The 18,832-nt window shown below is 60.2% G+C and carries 22 protein-coding genes; 6 read left to right on the forward strand and 16 right to left on the reverse strand.

Annotated features, from left to right (window positions below):
• Positions 1 to 50 precede the first annotated feature (50 nt).
• The 5 genes from BM036_RS04425 to BM036_RS04445 all read right to left on the reverse strand — a co-directional run bounded on the left by BM036_RS04425 (position 51) and on the right by BM036_RS04445 (position 5,036).
• Positions 51 to 932 (reverse strand): CpsD/CapB family tyrosine-protein kinase, encoded by an 882-nt coding sequence (locus tag BM036_RS04425; RefSeq protein WP_091849032.1) that lies wholly within the window; start codon positions 930 to 932, stop codon positions 51 to 53.
• Positions 929 to 2,296 (reverse strand): GNVR domain-containing protein, encoded by a 1,368-nt coding sequence (locus BM036_RS04430; RefSeq protein WP_091849033.1) that lies wholly within the window; start codon positions 2,294 to 2,296, stop codon positions 929 to 931. Before BM036_RS04430 ends, BM036_RS04425 begins: the two co-directional genes overlap by 4 nt.
• 22 nt (positions 2,297 to 2,318) lie before the next feature.
• Complete coding sequence (locus tag BM036_RS04435; protein ID WP_091849034.1) at positions 2,319 to 3,128, reverse strand: SLBB domain-containing protein; 810 nt, start codon at positions 3,126 to 3,128, stop codon at positions 2,319 to 2,321.
• Positions 3,129 to 3,628: 500 nt separating this feature from the next.
• Entirely contained in the window at positions 3,629 to 4,129 is a 501-nt protein-coding gene (locus BM036_RS04440; protein WP_245742470.1) for a copper chaperone PCu(A)C, read from the reverse strand.
• A 142-nt stretch (positions 4,130 to 4,271) separates the two neighbouring features.
• Entirely contained in the window at positions 4,272 to 5,036 is a 765-nt protein-coding gene (locus BM036_RS04445; RefSeq protein WP_091849036.1) for a DUF1206 domain-containing protein, read from the reverse strand.
• A 235-nt stretch (positions 5,037 to 5,271) separates the two neighbouring features.
• Here BM036_RS04445 and BM036_RS04450 point away from each other — a divergent pair, with 235 nt between their 5' ends.
• On the forward strand, positions 5,272 to 6,411 hold the full coding sequence (locus tag BM036_RS04450) for an aminotransferase class V-fold PLP-dependent enzyme (RefSeq protein WP_091849037.1): 1,140 nt from the start codon (positions 5,272 to 5,274) through the stop codon (positions 6,409 to 6,411).
• Positions 6,412 to 6,442: 31 nt separating this feature from the next.
• Here the strand turns inward: BM036_RS04450 and BM036_RS04455 are convergent, their stop codons facing one another.
• From BM036_RS04455 to BM036_RS04485, 7 genes are read right to left on the reverse strand one after another with little or no spacing between them, the layout of a single operon-like run.
• Positions 6,443 to 6,823, reverse strand: coding sequence for a thiol-disulfide oxidoreductase DCC family protein (locus BM036_RS04455; RefSeq protein ID WP_091849038.1), 381 nt, complete (start codon positions 6,821 to 6,823; stop codon positions 6,443 to 6,445).
• A 16-nt stretch (positions 6,824 to 6,839) separates the two neighbouring features.
• On the reverse strand, positions 6,840 to 7,415 hold the full coding sequence (thpR, locus tag BM036_RS04460) for an RNA 2',3'-cyclic phosphodiesterase (RefSeq protein WP_091849039.1): 576 nt from the start codon (positions 7,413 to 7,415) through the stop codon (positions 6,840 to 6,842).
• Between the two features lie 34 nt (positions 7,416 to 7,449).
• A complete protein-coding gene (locus BM036_RS04465; protein ID WP_091849040.1) occupies positions 7,450 to 7,842 on the reverse strand; it encodes a DUF2784 domain-containing protein in 393 nt (130 codons plus the stop codon).
• Positions 7,839 to 8,813, reverse strand: a complete 975-nt coding sequence (locus tag BM036_RS04470; protein WP_091849041.1) for a threonine ammonia-lyase — start codon at positions 8,811 to 8,813, stop codon at positions 7,839 to 7,841. Before BM036_RS04470 ends, BM036_RS04465 begins: the two co-directional genes overlap by 4 nt.
• A gap of 15 nt (positions 8,814 to 8,828) precedes the next feature.
• A complete protein-coding gene (locus BM036_RS04475) occupies positions 8,829 to 9,488 on the reverse strand; it encodes a DUF2238 domain-containing protein (protein WP_091849042.1) in 660 nt (219 codons plus the stop codon).
• A 3-nt stretch (positions 9,489 to 9,491) separates the two neighbouring features.
• Positions 9,492 to 9,686 (reverse strand): hypothetical protein, encoded by a 195-nt coding sequence (locus BM036_RS19800; RefSeq protein WP_143066562.1) that lies wholly within the window; start codon positions 9,684 to 9,686, stop codon positions 9,492 to 9,494.
• Complete coding sequence (locus BM036_RS04485; protein WP_091849044.1) at positions 9,686 to 10,006, reverse strand: putative signal transducing protein; 321 nt, start codon at positions 10,004 to 10,006, stop codon at positions 9,686 to 9,688. Before BM036_RS04485 ends, BM036_RS19800 begins: the two co-directional genes overlap by 1 nt.
• A gap of 210 nt (positions 10,007 to 10,216) precedes the next feature.
• Here BM036_RS04485 and BM036_RS04490 point away from each other — a divergent pair, with 210 nt between their 5' ends.
• The 4 genes from BM036_RS04490 (at position 10,217) to BM036_RS04505 (ending at position 14,594) form a co-directional block, all read left to right on the forward strand.
• Positions 10,217 to 10,786, forward strand: a complete 570-nt coding sequence (locus BM036_RS04490) for an NnrU family protein (RefSeq protein WP_091849045.1) — start codon at positions 10,217 to 10,219, stop codon at positions 10,784 to 10,786.
• Between the two features lie 118 nt (positions 10,787 to 10,904).
• A complete protein-coding gene (locus BM036_RS04495) occupies positions 10,905 to 12,482 on the forward strand; it encodes a Re/Si-specific NAD(P)(+) transhydrogenase subunit alpha (RefSeq protein ID WP_091849046.1) in 1,578 nt (525 codons plus the stop codon).
• Positions 12,483 to 12,494: 12 nt separating this feature from the next.
• Entirely contained in the window at positions 12,495 to 13,886 is a 1,392-nt protein-coding gene (pntB, locus tag BM036_RS04500; RefSeq protein ID WP_091849047.1) for a Re/Si-specific NAD(P)(+) transhydrogenase subunit beta, read from the forward strand.
• A 174-nt stretch (positions 13,887 to 14,060) separates the two neighbouring features.
• Positions 14,061 to 14,594, forward strand: coding sequence for a C40 family peptidase (locus BM036_RS04505; protein WP_091849048.1), 534 nt, complete (start codon positions 14,061 to 14,063; stop codon positions 14,592 to 14,594).
• On the opposite strand, the gene BM036_RS04510 is transcribed toward BM036_RS04505, so the two are convergent.
• The gene (locus BM036_RS04510) at positions 14,569 to 15,168 is read right to left on the reverse strand and encodes a CPBP family intramembrane glutamic endopeptidase (RefSeq protein ID WP_091849049.1); all 600 of its coding nucleotides are present in this window, start codon (positions 15,166 to 15,168) and stop codon (positions 14,569 to 14,571) included. The two genes, BM036_RS04505 and BM036_RS04510, sit on opposite strands and share 26 nt — an antisense overlap.
• Before the next feature lie 220 nt (positions 15,169 to 15,388).
• Here BM036_RS04510 and BM036_RS04515 point away from each other — a divergent pair, with 220 nt between their 5' ends.
• Complete coding sequence (locus BM036_RS04515; RefSeq protein WP_143066563.1) at positions 15,389 to 15,961, forward strand: hypothetical protein; 573 nt, start codon at positions 15,389 to 15,391, stop codon at positions 15,959 to 15,961.
• 9 nt (positions 15,962 to 15,970) lie between these two features.
• Here the strand turns inward: BM036_RS04515 and BM036_RS04520 are convergent, their stop codons facing one another.
• From BM036_RS04520 to BM036_RS04530, 3 genes are read right to left on the reverse strand one after another with little or no spacing between them, the layout of a single operon-like run.
• A complete protein-coding gene (locus BM036_RS04520; protein ID WP_091849051.1) occupies positions 15,971 to 17,068 on the reverse strand; it encodes a hypothetical protein in 1,098 nt (365 codons plus the stop codon).
• On the reverse strand, positions 17,061 to 18,041 hold the full coding sequence (locus BM036_RS04525) for a hypothetical protein (protein ID WP_143066564.1): 981 nt from the start codon (positions 18,039 to 18,041) through the stop codon (positions 17,061 to 17,063). The genes BM036_RS04520 and BM036_RS04525 overlap by 8 nt, the downstream gene beginning before the upstream one ends.
• Positions 18,041 to 18,760 carry a hypothetical protein gene (locus tag BM036_RS04530; protein WP_091849053.1) on the reverse strand — a complete coding sequence of 240 codons (720 nt, stop codon included), beginning with the start codon at positions 18,758 to 18,760 and terminating at the stop codon, positions 18,041 to 18,043. The genes BM036_RS04525 and BM036_RS04530 overlap by 1 nt, the downstream gene beginning before the upstream one ends.
• Between the last annotated feature and the right edge of the window lie 72 nt (positions 18,761 to 18,832).

Here is an 18,832-nt window from a genome sequence, read left to right on the forward strand (position 1 = left end):
GGCGCCACATAAACCACCCCGGTACCTTCCAGGATACCGGGCCGGACGTGTCAGTGAGAGAGCGCCACTCCAGTGACTGCAACTCCCAGGTCTCTCAAGCGATGGCTGGCCTTATCGAGGCTTCGCAGGGAAGTATGGTTCTCCCTGGCCACCATCAGCGCTGCGCCGGAACGGGCAGCCACCAGTTGGGCGTCAAGGTTGGCACCCAGAACCGGGGTATTGATGATCACAGCATCAAACTTGGCCACGAGCTGGGTAATCAGGTTCTGGTAGCGCTTGTGGGCCAGCAATTCCTGGGGATTGGGTGCCACAGTGCCGCCATTAAGCAACCACAGGGTATCCAGAGGAGGACAGTGCCTGGGAATCGCGGAGGAGCGGCCTGCAAGCGCATCAGACAACCCCCTCAGGTTGGGCAGCCCGAACCATTCATGGAGACAGGGGTCCCGCAGGTTGCCGTCAATAAGCAGGGTGCGTGCACCTGTCTGGGCAATCACTACAGCCAGGTTGGTAGCCAGGTCCCGGATCCCGGCCTCGCTATCGACTCCGACAATAGCCAGAACCTTGTTGTCCGGCTGGTTGAAGTACCGGAGCATAAGCTCACTGCGCAAGCTCCTCAGCGCCTCCACACGGGGGTGTGCTGGCTGGTAGGCGGCGATCAGCCTGGGGTGCAGGCTGACCTCGCTCGCAGGCCTGGCCACCACCGGGTAGGCGAACTGTTCCGCAAGAACCGCCTTTACATCTTCTGCAGTAACCAGTCCCAGCGATTGCGCCGCTTCCCCGAAACGGATACCTCTCTGCTTCTGCAGGATCAGGATCCGGTCCAGGTCATCGTTGTGAATCAGCCCCTTCTGAACCATCAGACGGCCCATCAGGTCGGTCTGGTCCGGAATGTGAGAGTTATCCCTGAACAGGGGAAGCGCTACTTCACTCATATTGTCTGTGCCTCACGTTGCCGCCAGCTGCCAGGCGTATCCGGCAAATAGGCGAGTACCGGCAGGCCAAGGGTTTCTTCGATATCCGACCGGCTTCTGACTCGTCGATTGGTCAATTCAAGGATCAGTGACAGTGCCACACCGAGCAACAACCCCAGAGCAGTTGCAATCACCAGGTTGAGTTTGACGTTGGGCGACGTCGGCATGCTTGGCGGCACGGCTTCGTTGAGCACGGTGACATTGGTTTCAGCCAGCCGGCTTTCCAGGGTGTTGGCCTGGGCCCGGCCAGAAGCGGCGTTATAGGCTTCCTGGGCCATCTGCACTTCCTGCTGAAGCAGGTCCAGCTCATCGCGCTGTTCCTTCAGGGCCAGCACCCGCTGTTTCTGGTCGTCGAAAGCCTGCTGCAACTCTTCCAGGCGACTCTGGGAGACGTTGGCCGTGGATTCGAGGCTATTGGCAGCAATACTGCGTTCCCTGGCCAGGCTTGCGCGCAGGGACTGGACCCTGGCGGCCTGGCGCCGGTACTCAGGATGTCGCTCCCCGTAACGGTTTGACATGTCGTTCAACTCAGCCTCGGCTTCCGCAAGCTGAGCCCTGAGGTTCTGAATCGCTGCGTTGTCCGGAACGCTGACCGCCCGGTCTCCGTTACCCTGGCGAAGCTGGTCCTGGGTGCTCTGATCCTGGGCATCCACCAGCCGGGAGGAAAGCTCCGCAAGGCGGGCATTCTCCAGGTCCAGCTGTTCATTCAGGCCAACGATGCCGTGCTTTTGCTGAAAGTCCGATAGCTTCCCCCGGGCTTCCCGGAGGTTTCCCCGCAGCAGTTTCAACTGTTCCTGGTACCAGGTGGAAAAGCGTCGGGCGGGATCTGTACGCAGCTCGATGCTGGTATCGATATAGGCGATCGCGACGCTGTTTACCACGCCGGCAGCCAGTTCGGGCTCCTCTCCACTCAGGGAGATGGTCATGACGTTATTGCCCTTCTCGGTGCCGACGCTGAGATTACGGCGAACATACCCGGCCAGCCATGCCGCAGGCCTCGCCTCGCCATCACCGTCGTGGGCCTCCTTTGCCCGGGCATCGACCATCGCCCGGATGTCGTCCGGCAGATAGTCATACACTCGCCCGGCGACCTTGCGGCTGCGCACGATTTCTGCCTGGGTAGCAATATACCCTGAGCGGGCGGGCGCCAGCTCACCGGTCATCCGGTCCTGCACCTGGCCTTCCATAATCAGCTCGGTGGAGGCAACGTAGGTGCGGGGCAAAAGCAAGGACACCACCGCCATGACGCCAACGCATACCACCAATAGCGCTGCGGTGATCCACCATCGGGCCAACAGTATTCTCAACAGACTGCTCAGGCTCATGCCTTTCTCCCTGAAAGCGGAATCAGAACAGGCTTTCCTTGACGAACAGCACGTCACCGTCCCGAATCGGATCAGACATATCCACCTTCAGAGTTTTGACGGTGCCATCCGGCTGCTTGCGGTACAGCACCACCCCCCTGGTGCTGGCACGGGGATTAAAGCCGCCGCTGACAGAGAGGGCCTGCATCACGTTCAGGGACCGGTCGAGGGTGTAGGTACCTGGCTTCTGGACCTGGCCGTGAACGTAGAACTGCTCGGCTTTGGGAACAAACAGGGTATCGCCATTGCGCACCCTCACTGCTGGCTGATCAGCAGCCTTCTGGTCAAGCAGTTCGGAGAGGTAGAACTGGTGGCGCTCCTGCTGCCCGCCTTCACTATCTCGAATCAGCACAAGGCGCTCGCCACCTCCGGAGTTGATACCCCCGGCCAGCGCCAGCACCTCGGTCAGGGTGGTAGGACCCTCCAGCGCGATCTTTCCGGGCTGGTTAACGTGGCCGAGAACCGAAACGGTATTGCTCCGGTACTCCTCCACCACCACATTGACATTGGCATTTCGGAGATAGCCTTCGTTCTCAAGGCGGGATTCCAGCAATCGACTGACTTCCGGAGGCGTCATACCCTCGACATCGACGCGGCCGATCAGCGCCATGGTGATGGTGCCATCCGCAGCAACCTCGGTGTCTGTGTCCATGTCCTCCTGACCGTAGACGGAAACGCTGACCCGGTCGCCGACACCAATCTGGTAAGCCTCCTGGGCGGAGACGGTGCCGGCGGAAAGCAGGCATATGACCAGCAAAATGACTGTATTACGGAAACTATTGCTCTGTATCATCCCAATCCATCCCTTGTTGGAGCGTCAGCATGTCAGGCAAACCCGCAGGCGCTGCCTGAACTGTCCATGCCATTGCTGGGCCTGTGGGAACAGCGCCCGGGCGAGATTTGACGGTTTGTGTACCCGGCGCCCGGAATGCCATGTCCTGCAAGGCTCCCGGGCCACCGTTTCGATGCGTATTATGCGCACCTCTTCACAGCAGCATCAACGTGTCGTCATGAGTGATACATAGCAACAAATGACCCGTAACCCACTGGATTATCGACATTTTCAAGACTACAAAAAGAACATGACAGTGAGGTTATGAGATCGTCATCACAGGCGCGGGAAAGTCGTGATACCACACCCGCAAAAAGGTGCCGTTCAGTGCAGGCAGGATCTGTCGAAAGACGGGAAGCGCTGGCTGGAAAACGGGATAGCCAGGAATGGCGTCAGGCAAGTGAGGCCTCAGGCCGGGACAACGACCTTGCCCGACCTGTGCGAATGGGAAGAACCGTGGATCAGTGGTCAGAATGGTCCATTTTCGATGGCATGGCATCCATCTGCTGAACCTGCAGGATGATCTCCATAGGCTCCATACCTTCGAACTGCAGTGTCAGCGGCACTTCCTCGCCCTCGGCCAGGGGACGCTTCAGCTGTTCCAGCATCAGGTGAAAGCTATGGGGCTTGAGTACCACGGTTTCTCCGGCAGAAACGGTGAGCCCGTCCGGCAGGGGCTGCATCTTCATCAGGCCATCGTGCATGACCGTTTCGTGGATTGAGACCTGGCCTGCCACAGGCGTCTCACCGGCCACCAGGGTAACGGATTGGTCACCATGGTTATGAATGGTCATATAGCCTACACCCACTGGCGTACCGGGTGGCGTTGGACGGGACCAGGGATGTTCAATAGCGACATCGCCCTGCTGATATTCCGCGGCCAGCACTGGCAGGGAGTGAGCCGCCAGCATGGAGAAAGCCGTGAGGCCGGATGCAAGGAGTGAGACTTTTCTATGGGTCATGGGTATCCAATTCCGGTGGTTGAAAAGGGGTACAGTGTCGACAGTCTTTCCGTAACCACCACCAAATACAACCCCGATCCCTGCGGTATATTGCCGCGCCCCGATTCGGGCCACCTACGCCAGGGCCAGCCTCTACCCTTACTCAGGAACGGATATGCCGATACCTGGCTTCCAGGCAGCTGTATACCCCAAAGGCCACAAGGCCAGCCGCAACAATACCGAGTAACCACTGCCCGTAGGGCGACCCCGCCAGCCAGTCCAGTGCTTCCCCGGTGCCCTGGATTTCCCTGGAATTTAGCCGTACCGCGGAATGGATAAGCATACCCGCCACAATGCACCAGACCACCCCCCGTGCCACCAGGCCGAAACGACACAGGTGCCGCGCCCAGGGTTCATGGCTGGAGGGGAAGGTCATGTAACGCTCGAACCGTGCGGTCCAGCCCTTGAATATGTGAGCCACGCCAATGCCTGACAATAATACACCCGCCGCGGCAATCACCAGCGTGGCGGTGCCCTCGCCAAGAGCCGATAAAGATCCTCCCTTGCTACCCTCTCGCGAGGCCAGCATCAGCCGGATCGCCCAGTATGCGAGGAAGCCATGTGTCACAGCGCTGAGCAGGTGACCGGCACGGATGACCAGCGCCTTTGGATCCCTGCCATGGTGGTCGGCATCAGTAAGGCTCTGGATCGCGCGCCAGAGGGCGAAGCCGACAAGGCCTGCTATCATCAGCAATAACAGAATCCGCCCGAAGGGTTGCTCCAGGATTTCCACCAGGGCGCCTCGCGCACTGGTTGTCTGCCCGCCCATACCGACAGCGGACGTCAGTGCCAGCAGGCCAACAACCAGGTAGAGAACTCCACGGGATGCATAGCCCGCACGGGCAAGAATCTGGATGGTATGTTCCATGGTGCCCGGCTTCCCTGTAGCGACTCTTTCAATCCAGGCAAGGGAAACGCCACTTGCCTGCCCTCCCCGTACTGTAGCGGCTTAAAGGTTCCACACCCCAGCCCAATAGATGAAATTCCTGTTATGCCGGCGGATTTGCGGAACCGGGCGTGACAGGCGAAAATACCTTCCTCGTTATTATTAGCAGCCAAACAACGCCAGGCAGCCGATGGCTGCCCAAAACAGGATTTGCAACATGTCCAGACAGGTTCCCCAGGTAGACCCGGAAGGGCTGCTGGAATACTCCGTCGTGTTCAATGACCGCTCCCTCAACCACATGTCTGCGGTGTTCCAGCAGGTGATGCGGGATATCTCGGGCACACTCAAACGGGCCTATAACGCGGAGGGTGCGGTCGTTGTGCCCGGCGGGGGCAGTTTTGGCATGGAGGCCGTGGCCCGTCAGTTCGCCCATGACCGCAGATGCCTGGTCCTCCGTAATGGCTGGTTCAGCTATCGCTGGTCCCAGATTTTCGACATGGGACGAATCCCGTCATCCGCATCGGTGCTCAAAGCCAGCCCCGTAACCCCGGGCCACCAGCCGGCCTGGGCTCCCGCCCCTGTCGACGAGGTCGTTCGCCAGATTCAGCAAGAAAAGCCTGAGGTGGTCTTTGCACCCCACGTGGAAACCGCATCCGGGATGGTTTTGCCGGACGATTACCTGAAGGCAGTGGGCGAGGCGGTATCCAGTGTGGGAGGGCTGTTTGTGCTGGACTGCGTGGCTTCCGGCGCGCTCTGGGTCGACATGAAGGCCTGTGGCGTTGATGTGCTGATTACTGCGCCCCAGAAAGGCTGGAGTGCCTCCCCCTGCGCGGCCCTGATCGCTCTCAGCGGTCGGGCACTCGAGAAGCTGGAAGCGACCACCAGCAGCAGCTTTGCCGCTGACCTCAAGAAATGGCGCACTATCATGCAGGCCTACGAGGACGGTGGCCACGCTTACCACGCCACCATGCCCACGGACACCCTGGCCATCCTGCGGGACGCCATGGCCGAAACAGAGAATACCGGCTTTGATGTGTTGAAAGACCGGCAATGGCAGCTTGGCCAACAGGTGCGGGCAGTCTTTGCCGACGCCGGGTTCCGCAGTGTTGCGGCGGAGGGGTTCGAAGCACCGGGAGTGGTGGTGTTGCACACCGAAAATACGGACATCCACAACACCCGCCTGTTCCGGGAGCAGGGTCTGCAAACGGCTGCCGGTGTGCCCCTGATGTGCGACGAACCGGAAAACTTCCTGAGCTTCCGGGTCGGCCTGTTTGGCCTGGAAAAGCTCAATAATATCGATCGAACGGTGGACAACCTGCGCCAGGCCCTCGCTGCCATAGGAAAAGATGCCTTCTGAACTCCGCCCACTACAAGCGGCGCCTGGGTCACTATTTACCGGGCATGCGCCCGGTTCGCTCCAGGCGCCGGGTGACCATGGCGTGGTACGCCCTGGCCAGTACTGGGCGGATCAGGGGCAACCCGATCAGCCACGCCAGGGGTTTGAGCACCGGTGCCCGGGACATCAGCAGAATGTAGGCGTCCAGCTCCCGATGAATGTGCCCTTTGCTGTCCTGGACATGCAATTCCTGCAGCGCGTCATCCGGGTGAATACCCAGGGATTGCAGCTCCTCATCCCGGCCAGTGATATCCACCCACTCCACGTTCCCGGCAGCTCGCCCTGCCAGCTTTTCGTATTGCCGGCGATCACGGATACAGCTTGGGCATGAGCCGTCGTAGAAGACCCGGAGTGTTTCTGCTGTAGGGGCCATAAAACACCTCCTCCGGCTATTGGGGACCTGTCAGAGCATGTGGGGCGTCGAGGCCCTCTTTCAATGGGAATCTCGCCAACACCTGGTAGCGGGAGCCTTCCGGGCCGGTGTTACTCAGGAACAGGCTGACATGTCGCACCATCACCTCCGGGGCGGAACTGCATCTGTGCTGTGCCAGGAAATCCCGGGCAGACCCGGCCTGATGACGACCAAACCTGGCCAGCGTGATATGGGGCCGGAATTTGCCAGACCCCACACCAAAACCCTGCTCGACCAGGCGACGGGATACCCATTGGTGCAACCCGATAACCGGCGCTTCCGGCAACACGCCCGCCCACAGGCTCCGCGGCTGGTCCGGATCGCCGAAACAGCCCACACTGGTCGGTGTAATACAGAAATCATCTGTTTCAGGGCTCTCCATCGCCCGGAACAGCGCCGGAACCTGTTCGGGCTGAACCTGCCCCAGAAAGCACAGGGTCAGGTGCAACTGATCCTGCCGTTGCCAGCGCGCACCCTCGATATCCTCGCGCCAGCCCAGTAAGACTTCGCCCGTTGTATTCGGTAACTCGAGCCCGACGAAGAGTCGTGGCATGTTTCGCTCCTGTTCGGAGGTTGGCTCGCCGGTATCAGCGGGGCCGGCGCCGGGGTGGAAAACACCACCAACTGACAACGACCAACAAGCCAAACCCGGTGTATAACGCTATAAAGACCCAGGCGGGTGCATCGTAATAGAGCACCTGCTGCAGCCAGTACTCTATAAAACTGCCTTCATAGCCCGACTGTCCGGCCTGGCGGCGTAACCAGGCCTCAAGGGTGGTGAGCGGGCAGATGACGCCCAGCCAAGCCTGGGCAACCACCACGGCAATCGCTGCAAGGTGCGCGACCCGGAACCAGAGGACATTCACCCAGGGCCAGCCAAGGCGATTACCGACAAGTACCAGGACCAGGCCCAGCACAACAAACAACACTATACCCACATGAACCGTCAGAACGGCATCCGCCAGCCACTGCCAAATCATGCGATGGCCTCGCACTGGCTGACCTGGTCGAGGTCAAGGTTGCCTCCGGTAATGACCAGAATGTCGCCGCCCTGGGGTGCCGGTTCAACGGCACGCTCCAACAGCGCGGCGAGCCCGACTGCGGCGCCGGGTTCCACAAAGAGCCGGGCCTCGGTCAGCAACAGCCGGGTGGCTTCCCGAATGGCGGCTTCGCTGACGGTGACCATCCGGTCTACCACCTGCCGGGATGCCTGCCAGGTATATTCTCCAACCACCGCCGGCGCCAGGCTCGACGCCCAGGTGGAGACGTTATCAAGGCTGGCAGCGGGATCATTACATTGCCAGGCATGCCCCATGGTGGCGGCCCCGACCGGTTCCACCCCGACAATTTCCACATCCGGGCGACAGGCCTTGACCGCCAGTCCCAGCCCGGAGACGAGGCCACCACCGCCCACCGGGCAGACAATGCGGCGCATATCCGGGCACTGATTCAATAATTCAAGCCCCACGGTACCCTGCCCTGCCATCACCCGCAGGTCATTGTAGGGGTGAACCAGGGTCAGCCCGCGGGTTGCGACGAGCTCATGGCAAAGCTCGACTGCCTGCTGAATGCGGCCATGGACGATCACTTCCGCCCCCAGCGCCCGGGTCCGACGGATCTTCAGCTCACTGGAACCTTCCGGCATGACCACCGTGAGTGGCGTCTTCGTCGTGGCAGCCGCCCAGGCCAGCGCAATGGCGTGGTTTCCGGCAGAGACAGTGACCAGGCCACCGGCCAGTTCGCTCCCAGAGGCGGTCAGTACCCAGTTGAGGGCTCCCCGGGGTTTGAAGCTCCCGGTGCGCTGAAGGTTCTCGCACTTCAGGTGAACCCTCTGGCCCGTGGCCTGGTCCAGGTCTTCCGAGTGCCACACCGGCGTTCGGGTCACCCGGCCGCGAAGTCGCTCAGCCGCTTGCCGGATGGTGTCAAAGTCCGGGAGTTCCGCCGGTTCCATAGGTGCCTCCTGGCTCTATTTCCTGAAAAACCTCGGGTTACGTTCGACAAATTCACCGATCCATCGTTCCAAGAATGAGGCTTTTTCCGGGGCCCGCAGATAGCGCCAGCCCAGCAGGGAAATTATCAGCGCCCCGAGGGCATCCACCACCAGGTCCCACATGGTATCAGTGAGTCCTGAAGGGTCACCCAGCATGGGCTTTTGCATATTCATGCCGAACAGCGAATCCATGGTGAATTCGAAGATTTCCCACAGGGCACCGATACCAAGGGCGAAGAGAAAGGCGAAGAAGGCGACGAAGCCGGGCTTCATGTGGACTTCGATCCGCTCCACCTCGTTCATGATATGTACAAGCAGGAATCCGAGGATGCCAAGCAGGACGCCGGAACTGGTGTGCAAGGCAATATCCCACCACCAGAACCGGGTGTAATAGTCTCTCACCTCCCCGAGAAACAGCGAGGCGAAAACAAAGCCGATGGCCAGCAATTGCAGTTCCGGGGGGATATGTATCCGGAACCGCCGCTCGAGCAGCACCGGCAGGAAGGTCACCACGATAATCAGGGCAGTGAAAAAACCGGTAAACCAGCGTCCCGCCCAGATGGCAGCCACCACCTCAAGGAGAAGGATAAACTGCAGGAAAAAGGTGATTCTCTGATGGGTAATGCGAATTCGCACTGCCTAGCGAAGCTCCGGTTTTCTCAGGTCAAGGGGCTCATGGAGCGGAGGATGGCGTTCCCGGCACTCCATTCGTTCATACAGGGGCAGGCTATCACACTCGCTGGCATCGCCAGGATAACGCCCGTCCGTTGGCATACCAGTGCCACAACCACCCGCTGCCAGTAGCGACAGAACCACGAGGATAAACCGGGCCATCACAGGGTCAGCACAAAACCAACGGCGACCGCCAGCAGGAGCAACAAAAACCACCGGGCATAGAACTCGCCGGCATCGTTCACCGGGGGAACACTGCGGCCATCCTCCGTGGCGGCGCCTTCGTACTCTGCGATCAGACGCCGGGCCTCCAGGTAATCGTCTTCGTCCACCTGCACATTGGTAAAGCCAGCGGCGCCGATTTCCCCCAACCCGCCCTGGAGATAGTGGCCGCCCACGTGGGCACTGATGCCGTGGGCCCCCAGCAGACCGGCAATGATATGGGCCTCGGTAAGGTCCCGGGCGTTATAGGCTATCTGCATCGTCCGCCTCCCCTGATGGGTACGGGAAAACCCGAAGCAAAGAAGCAGCTCCGGACACCTTGTCAGTGTAGTCACTGCGGTGAGTGCCTGCCTTGCTATTTACGGAATCGTCACCGAATTCGATTGATCGCGGCGGGATTCGCGAATCTGCAGCATGGGGAACTATACTGCGGGACAACTTCTTCCATACGATTTCAAGGACACCGTGTCATGGGAATACTTGTACTCGGACTGATTATTTTTCTCGGTATCCATTCTCTGTCCATCGTAAACGAACCCCTGCGCAACCGAATGGTGCAATCGATGGGCGAAGGGGCCTTCAAGGGGATCTATTCCGCGATTGCCCTGGTGGGCCTGGTGCTGATTTTCTGGGGATATGGCGCGGCAAGGCTTGACCCGGTACTGCTGTACAGCCCGCCAGCCTGGCTTCGTCACCTGGCCATGCTTTTGCTGGTGCCGGTGTTCCCGCTGTTGTTCGCCGCCTACTTCCCCGGCCGGATCAGCCGCACCCTCAAGCATCCCATGCTGGTGGCGGTCAAGCTTTGGGCCGTAGCTCACCTGCTGGCAAATGGCATGGCTCACGATGTGCTATTGTTCGGCGCCTTCCTGGCGTGGGCCGTAGTCGACCGCATCTCCCTCAAACGCAGAACAGCCCGGGACATCCCCACACTTCCCGCACAACCGTTCAACGACCTGATCGCGTTAGTAGGCGGCCTGGCTGTTTACGTGCTGTTCGTGGTCTGGGCGCACCAGTGGCTTATCGGAGTCGCCCCGGTGTAACGGGCCGCGACTATCTGTCACGCACAACCCGGGCGTAAAAGATGACGGCGGGCGGATTCCGGGCTTAACTGTAGTCACAGGCACCAACAATAAAGTGTCAGACGGCAGGAGTAAGACCATGAAAATCGGAATCCCCAGGGAAGTCTATCCCGACGAACGACGGGTGGCTGCAACGCCGCCCTCGGTGCAGAAACTCATCAAACTTGGATACGAGGTGGTCGTCGAGGCTGGTGCCGGCGAAGCGGCCGATTACAGCGACGAGAGCTACCAGAACGCCGGCGCCGCCATCGCGGTGGACACGCTCTCCCTCTGGAAGGAATCGGACTTCATCCTCAAGGTGCGGGCACCGACCGAACATCCAGGCACTCACAAACACGAACTCGACATGATTCGTGAGGGTGCGCACCTGGCCGGCTATATCTGGCCAGCCCAGAACCCCCAACTGCTGGAAACACTGGCGGAGAAGCAGGTCAATGCTTTCGCCATTGATGCCCTCCCACGTATCAGCCGGGCCCAGAAAATGGACGCCCTCAGCGCCATGGCCAACATTGCCGGCTACCGCGCGGTGATCGAGGCAGCCAACCAGTTCGGGCGTTTCTTTACCGGCCAGGTCACCGCCGCAGGCAAGGTGCCCCCGGCGAAAATCATGGTCATCGGCGCAGGCGTGGCTGGCCTGGCCGCCATCGGTACCGCCAACAGTATGGGGGCCGTGGTGCGGGCCTTTGACACCCGCCTGGAGGTCAAGGAACAGGTGGAAAGCATGGGCGCCGAGTTTCTGGAACTGGACTTCGGCGGCGAGGAAGGCAGTGGTGGCGGTGGCTACGCCAAGCAGATGAGTGATGAGTTCATCAAGGCAGAAATGGCCCTGTTCGCCGAACAGGCCAAAGAGGTGGATATCATCATCACCACCGCCCTGATCCCCGGCAAGCCAGCGCCGAAGCTGATCACCGCCGAGATGGTTCAGTCCATGAAGCCCGGCAGTGTCATTGTGGACCTCGCCTCCGAACGCGGTGGCAACTGCGAGCTGACCGAGCCTGGCAAGGTGGTGGAAAGGCATGGTGTACGCCTGATCGGTTATACTGACCTGCCCAGTCGCATGGCCAAGGTGGCCAGTGATCTCTACGCCACCAACCTGGTCCACCTGATGACCGAACTGACACCAGAGAAGGATGGCCAGCCGGTGGTGAATATGGAGGATGCGGTGATTCGCGGGGTGACCGTGGTCCACCAGGGCGATGTCACTTGGCCGCCGCCCCAACCGGAAGCGCCCACCAGCACCGCACCACCCCCTGGTACGGAAGAGCCCTCACCAGCGACAACAACCGCAACGAAGGGTCCATCACCGGCGAAGCGCCTGACGGGCAAAATCGCCCTGCTGGCCGTAACCGCACTGGCTCTCTACGGTGTAGGGGCCTATGCGCCGGAGAGCTTCCTGCGGCACTTTACGGTTTTCGTGCTGGCCTGTTTCATCGGCTGGCAGGTGATCTGGAATGTCACACCCTCGCTACACACCCCCCTGATGAGCGTGACCAACGCCATCAGCGGCATCATCGTGATTGGTGCCCTGCTCCACCTGGCGCAGGCTGAACATGCAGCGGTTGGCATCCTGTCCTTCGTGGCGGTACTGATTGCCATGATCAATGTGTCCGGTGGGTTCCGGGTGACCCATCGCATGCTCAAGATGTTCCATCGATAGGAGGCGTGATTCATGAGTAGTGGACTGATCAGCGTCGCCTATGTGGTGGCCAGCATTCTCTTTATCCTCAGCCTGGGGGGCCTCGCCCACCAGGAATCTGCCCGCCGGGGTAACTGGTACGGGGTCGCAGGTATTGTCATTGCGCTCGCCGCGACCATGGCCGGGTTCGAGACCGCCGACCTGACCTGGGTTGTCGCCGCCATGGTGATCGGTGCGGCTATCGGGCTGCCCATTGCCAACAAGGTGGAAATGACCCAGATGCCCCAGCTGGTGGCCCTGCTGCACAGCTTCGTGGGCCTGGCCGCTGTGCTGGTGGGATTTGCCAGCTATATCGATCCGTTGGTGATCATGGTGGGGGCTGAACACACCATCAAGCTGGTGGAAATCTTTGTGGGCATCTTTATCGGGGCTGTCACCTTCACTGGCTCACTGGTGGCCTGTGGCAAGCTGGATGGACGAATCGACAGCAAGGCCCTTACCCTGCCCGGGCGCCACTGGATGAACCTGGCCGCCGTGATTGTGTGTGTACTGCTGGGGGCGGCGTTCCTTGGCAGTGACAGCATGGCCCTGAGCATTGCCATACTGGCACTGATGGCAGTGATAGCAGCCGTACTGGGTGTACACCTGATCATGGCTATTGGCGGCGCCGATATGCCGGTGGTGGTTTCCATGCTCAACAGCTACTCCGGGTGGGCGGCGGCTGCCATCGGCTTCATGCTGGGCAACGACCTGCTGATTGTTACCGGTGCCCTGGTGGGAAGCAGTGGCGCGATTCTCAGCTATATCATGTGCCGGGCCATGAACCGTTCGTTTATCAGCGTGATCCTGGGGGGCTTTGGCCAGACCTCCTCCAGCAGTGCGACAGCGGATGAGGACCAGACAGTCCAGGAAATTTCAGTGGAGGAGCTGGCCGAGGAGCTGCGCAATGCGGATTCGGTGATTATCGTGCCCGGCTACGGCATGGCTGTGGCACAGGCCCAGAACGGGATCAGCGAGATCACGAAACTGTTGCGGGAGCGGGGCATCAACGTGCGCTTCGGCATCCACCCTGTGGCGGGCCGGCTACCCGGTCATATGAACGTGCTACTGGCGGAGGCCCATGTGCCCTACGACATCGTGCTGGAAATGGACGAAATCAATGACGATTTCCCCAAAACTGACGTGGTCCTCGTAATTGGTGCCAACGACACCGTCAATCCGGCCGCTGCCGAGGACCCGAACAGCCCCATTGCCGGCATGCCGGTGCTGGAAGTCTGGAAAGCCCGGCAGGTTGTCATCCTCAAGCGCGGGATGGCTACGGGCTACTCCGGTGTGGAGAACCCGTTGTTCTTCCGGGAAAACAGCCACATGTTGTTCGGCGATGCCAAGGACTCGGTGGACCGGCTGCTAGGCGCACTGAGATAGCACCCGGATATGACGGACCGGCCCCCCCGGTCCGTCACGGTCGACCCCGTCTTGCGATAAACATGTGCAGGCTCGGCGACTGTAAAGACTCCGCAAAACTGGCAGCGAACGCCTGACAGGTTCACCCTGTGCAGGTAAAGTCTTTAGATACAGACACCGAGCAGGACTGAATCCATGCCCACATTCCACCAGATTCCGGTCAAGGAAAACGTCCGTGCAACGCGGAACGCCCTGTTGCTGGTTCTGGCAGTGGTGCTGACCGGCTGTGCCTCCTCGCCGGATGTAGCGGACCGCCGCCAGTCACCCATCCCGGTTTACGGCACGCCGGTGGCAGGCGATAACGAGCGGGTAAGCCGACTGCAGGACGTGTTCGACCGGTACGAGGGTACTCCCTACCGCTACGGTGGCACTACCGCCAGGGGGTTCGACTGTTCCGGCTTTATCGGACAGGCCTACCAGGAAGCGTTTGGCATGGAACTGCCCAGAACCACCTCGGCCATGCTCAGCCACGGCACGCCTGTATCGTCGCGGGAGCTTCAGCCAGGGGATGTGGTGTTTTTCCGGATTCGGGGCAAGGAGCAACACGCGGGAATTTTCATGGGCGGTGACGACTTCATCCATGCGTCTACCTCGGTAGGCGTCACCCGCTCATCCTTAAATGGCTATTACTGGCGGGACCGCTTCACCCAGGCCCGACGCTTCGACTGAGCCCGAACAGCTGCGGGTAGCGACGTAACACCAGGATCACCACCAGGTCATAGACCGCATGCCACACCATCACCAGCTGGATACTGTCGGTGAGTGCATAGGCCACCCCGAATACCGCCCCCAATGCCGTCGCCACCAGAAAATAGGCCCGCGACATGGCATGGGCAAGCCCGAAAACGACTGCCCCTGCGAAGACGCCTGTCACAGTTCCCAGATGCTCCCCGACCCAGCCCTGAATGACCGCCCGGAACAGCAGTTCTTCACCGACACCAGCTAATACCGCAAGTCCAATCAAAACAGGCCATGACTGGGATCGCACAAAGCGGTGCAGGTCGCGGATATGTTTCTGCAAGCTGTCGGAGGACAGGACATCTGTGATCGAGAGTAACAGCAGCAGTCCATAGGTCAGCACGCCACCAGCAACGCCCCAGGCAAGATAGCCCAACACCGGCAGACCTTCAGTAGCCACCGGAATATCAAACAGCCACAGGGGCAGCAGCCCCAGGACAACGATGCCCGCCTGGAACAACAGCCCCACCGCCGGAGAAAAACCACGTTTTCGCTGTACTGCCATCGATTACTGCCTTATTTACCGGATCTGATAGAAGACCTTGCCGGATCGCAATCCCGCGTTACCAGAGAGGCCCGTCGCCCGGAATTACATGACTAGCACGAAACTGAGCAGAAAATAGACACGCTCACAGTTTCCGCTAGTATTTAGTCAACAGGCACACAACCGGGGAGCGTGAGCCATGAAACTGCCAATGTCCTTTCGCCAACTTTGTCTGACACTGATGCTGGGGCTGGCCTGGTTGCCGATTTCGGCCGCCGGTCAATCGGCAGAAGAGCTACTCAAGGAAATCAACGAGCGCAAGGAACGGATCAATCAGTTCAGGGCGCTGCTCAATGATCCGGACCAGACCACCCGGCTGGCTGCACTGGACGTGATGCTCAAATCGGAGGATCCCGCCATGAAGGAGATCGCCTATGGAGCCGGCTTCAGCAGTGCCGATGATGCCATGCGGGCCCTGGCGCTAAAAGGCAAATTCAGGGATCTACAGGTAATTCCTTTCAAGTTGACCTTACAGCAGGAGACCACTGAGACTGAAGAAAAAATACTTCAGAAATGGGCCGGTACCTACCGCTTCCAATTGGCTGAATTCAACGAAGCCTCTGGGCGATTCGTATTTGTGGGGAATGACCATAACAGTCGTAACAATGGCCAGGTCAGCGGAACCGGCATGGAATTTCAAGGAGGCTATTGCCGGGGTGATTTTACGCTCGGGGATGGCGCATCACTGATTGGCGAAATACGCTGCCAAGGTGGTTACGAAGGTACCTACATAGCCAGCGCCCGGCTCCACTGAAAGTGCACACTACATGGGAGGAATCCGCAGTTCAGCCAGCCCGACAGAGGATGGGTCACCCCAATGGGAGTGAATTCGCAGCATAACCTGTCTGGCCCGCACTGGCGCAAACCGGACGGTGCGCGCCGGTTCGGACTGAAAGTAGGTACCGGTATACACGGGCATCCAGCCGCCCTCCCCGGTTGTCCGGATCAACACCTCGAAATCCCTTGGCAGCCGTTCTGATGGCGCCACTCCCTCGCCCACCAGTTCAACCCGGTCAATGGCCACAGCCCGGTCACCCGCCAGGTCCACAATAACTTCGAGGGGGAACTCTCCTGCCCGGGCCAGCCATGGGGCCTTGCCACTCCCCAACAGGTTCGTTGCCCGGTGATCGCTGTCCAGCGGTGCGCTGGACCAGCTCAGAACTTCGGTAACAAGGTTGCCTGAGTCGGCCGGGCCGACCTCCTCAGGTTGCTCGCCGGCAGACTCACGCTTCGCAGTTGCCAGTCCGAAGAACGGTCTCAGGGTTTCCAGGGCACGGTCAAACCGCAAAGCACGCCCGTCACCAGTGTCCGGGTCCACGGACATCAGGAGCCCGACAGGTAGGCTACCCAGCGTCACCAGACTGCCACTCAGCCCCTTGAACAACTGATCCTGCTCACCAACCGGGCTAACGCGGATGTAGAGGATGCCTACGTCGGATACCAACACATGCCTCCGACTGACACTGCCATCAGGGTTGACTGAAACCACCTGGCCAGAACCGGCTGAGGCAAGTTGGCTGTCAAGGCTCACCACCTGGTCAATGGCGGTGCCACACCCTGACGTAATCCCTCCGGTAACCCGGAGAATAGCCAGGTCATAGCCGAACACCTGCAGAAGGTCCCCGTCGCCCCGGGGCCGCCCATTGCCTGTGCCAACCAGCGTTGAGAAGAGACTGTCGCCAACCACGTGGGCCGGCGTAACCGCGTAGCACTCACCAAGCCGTCCCATCAGTACCGCCTGGCCCTGCTCTCCGGCGTTGATGAAAGCCTGGCTGGGCCCGGCGGCGAAGACAGGGGTGGCCAGGGCCAGGCATAACAGCAGCGCCTGGATCAGAGTGACAAACAACCTGTGCTCAGCCATCTCGTCGCTCCCGCAAGTGCATACCTATTTCGCGGCTTTTCGAGTAGATCTCCAGGGCAGCAAACAATAGCGCGCCCAGGGCCGCGAGGAACGCAAGCGACGGATCGTAAAGGAAGCGGGCCCAGCGGTGCGCATGGACCTGGTACCCGGTGCTGCCCAGACGCTCAATCTGGACATAGCTGGCCGCGCCATGGGCGATCAACTGCATGGCATTGACCGCTTCGGTAAACCGCTCCTGGTTGGCGGGTTCCACCCTGATAAACCCTTCCACGACCGCCTGCCCGGGCTCCTGGCCATCGGCCTCATCCCAGAACCGGATGCGATCGCCCGGATCCAGCACCGTGTTCCCGGCAACGTAGCGAGTATTCCTGACCCACTGCTGCTCCAGCACACTAATGCTGCCTGACAATAAAATACTGTCGACCTGCGAGGTCACATCATCGCCAACGGTCAGCACACCCCGAAAGGGCAGGATCATGGGGGTGAGCTCCGGCTTAGTGACCACCACGGCCCAGCTTCCGAGCGTCGTATCCAGCGGTTCAACACTGTTCAGTGTCCCCAAAGGGCCTGACGGATTCTGGAGCTTGATACGCAGTGCCTGGATGCCGTGTCGTTGCACCGTTACCTCGGTTCCCCTGCTGATGTTCAGATACGTGTCTGCAGGCAACAACACCGAGTCATCACTGGATGCCAGTGGATCGGTCATCAGCCGACCGCCACCAACGAACCACTGGGAGAAAACCTCATCGGATGTCACCAGTGAGAGGGTTTCCGTCGTCGCCTCCACGGTAAAGATATTGTCCCGGTCTTCACAAAAGGCGATTACTGCGGCCAGCAACAGGGCGAGCGCGAGAAACGCAGGTATCAGACTGCCACTTTGCCAGGCGACACCCATCGCCCTTCCTGATCCACGAACGGCCGCTGCTAACCACCCTTTGACGCCGCTTTCCTGGGGCCGATCGGTCTGTTGCATTACCGTATTCCGTTTACGGGCGTGTGAACGACCAGGCTGGTTGCCGGCATCATACGATCAAAGCGGCGCCTCATGATCCTGACTTCAAGCAGGCCGTTGTCCGGTGCTTCCGCCAGCGGTACGGTGCAAACCGTGTCGTAGCCGGTGCGCCGCCCAGAGGTAATGGTCTGGCAGGCGAGTGTCTTGGGACCACCAGCAAGGTTGGTCAGCACAGCGAAGGTATCGGAGCGACCCGAGTTAACCAGGATGTCCAGGGTGGCGGGTTGTTGCCAGTCGGTACCCCGCGCCGCGACCAAAACCGGACCATCCGGCACTTGCCGGCAATCTCCTTCGTAGCCCAGTATTGCCAGGTCCTTCGCGTCGTAACCGGCGAGCTGTTCCCGGTAACGACTCTGGTACTCCAGGGGGACCACCCCCGAGTCAGCGCCGTCTGGCCAGGTGAATGTATTCTCGGACCAGTACAGGCCGTCCCGGGAAATCACACGAACGCAGATATCATCACTGGCCCGGGTCGCCGAGGCATAAAGTGCCAGGGCGTCACTGGCCGTTGCAGATCCGGCGAGCACACCTGCCACAACCCGACCACTGACCGAGGCCTCCTCGGTAAACCTTTCCTCAAGGCCTTCACCCTTGAGTCGGGCCACAACATCCTGCGCTGACGAAAGGGAAGGAAGTGAAACCAGGGCCGCCATAAGCAACAGCCCGAACCGAACAGCCATAGCATCAATCCTGTTCCTCTGGATTATGCGGCCTGCCTGTACAACCCGGCCCAGAATCAAACCACGGTTATG

Source organism: Marinobacter segnicrescens, from assembly GCF_900111555.1.
Taxonomy (GTDB): Bacteria; Pseudomonadota; Gammaproteobacteria; order Pseudomonadales; family Oleiphilaceae; genus Marinobacter; species Marinobacter segnicrescens.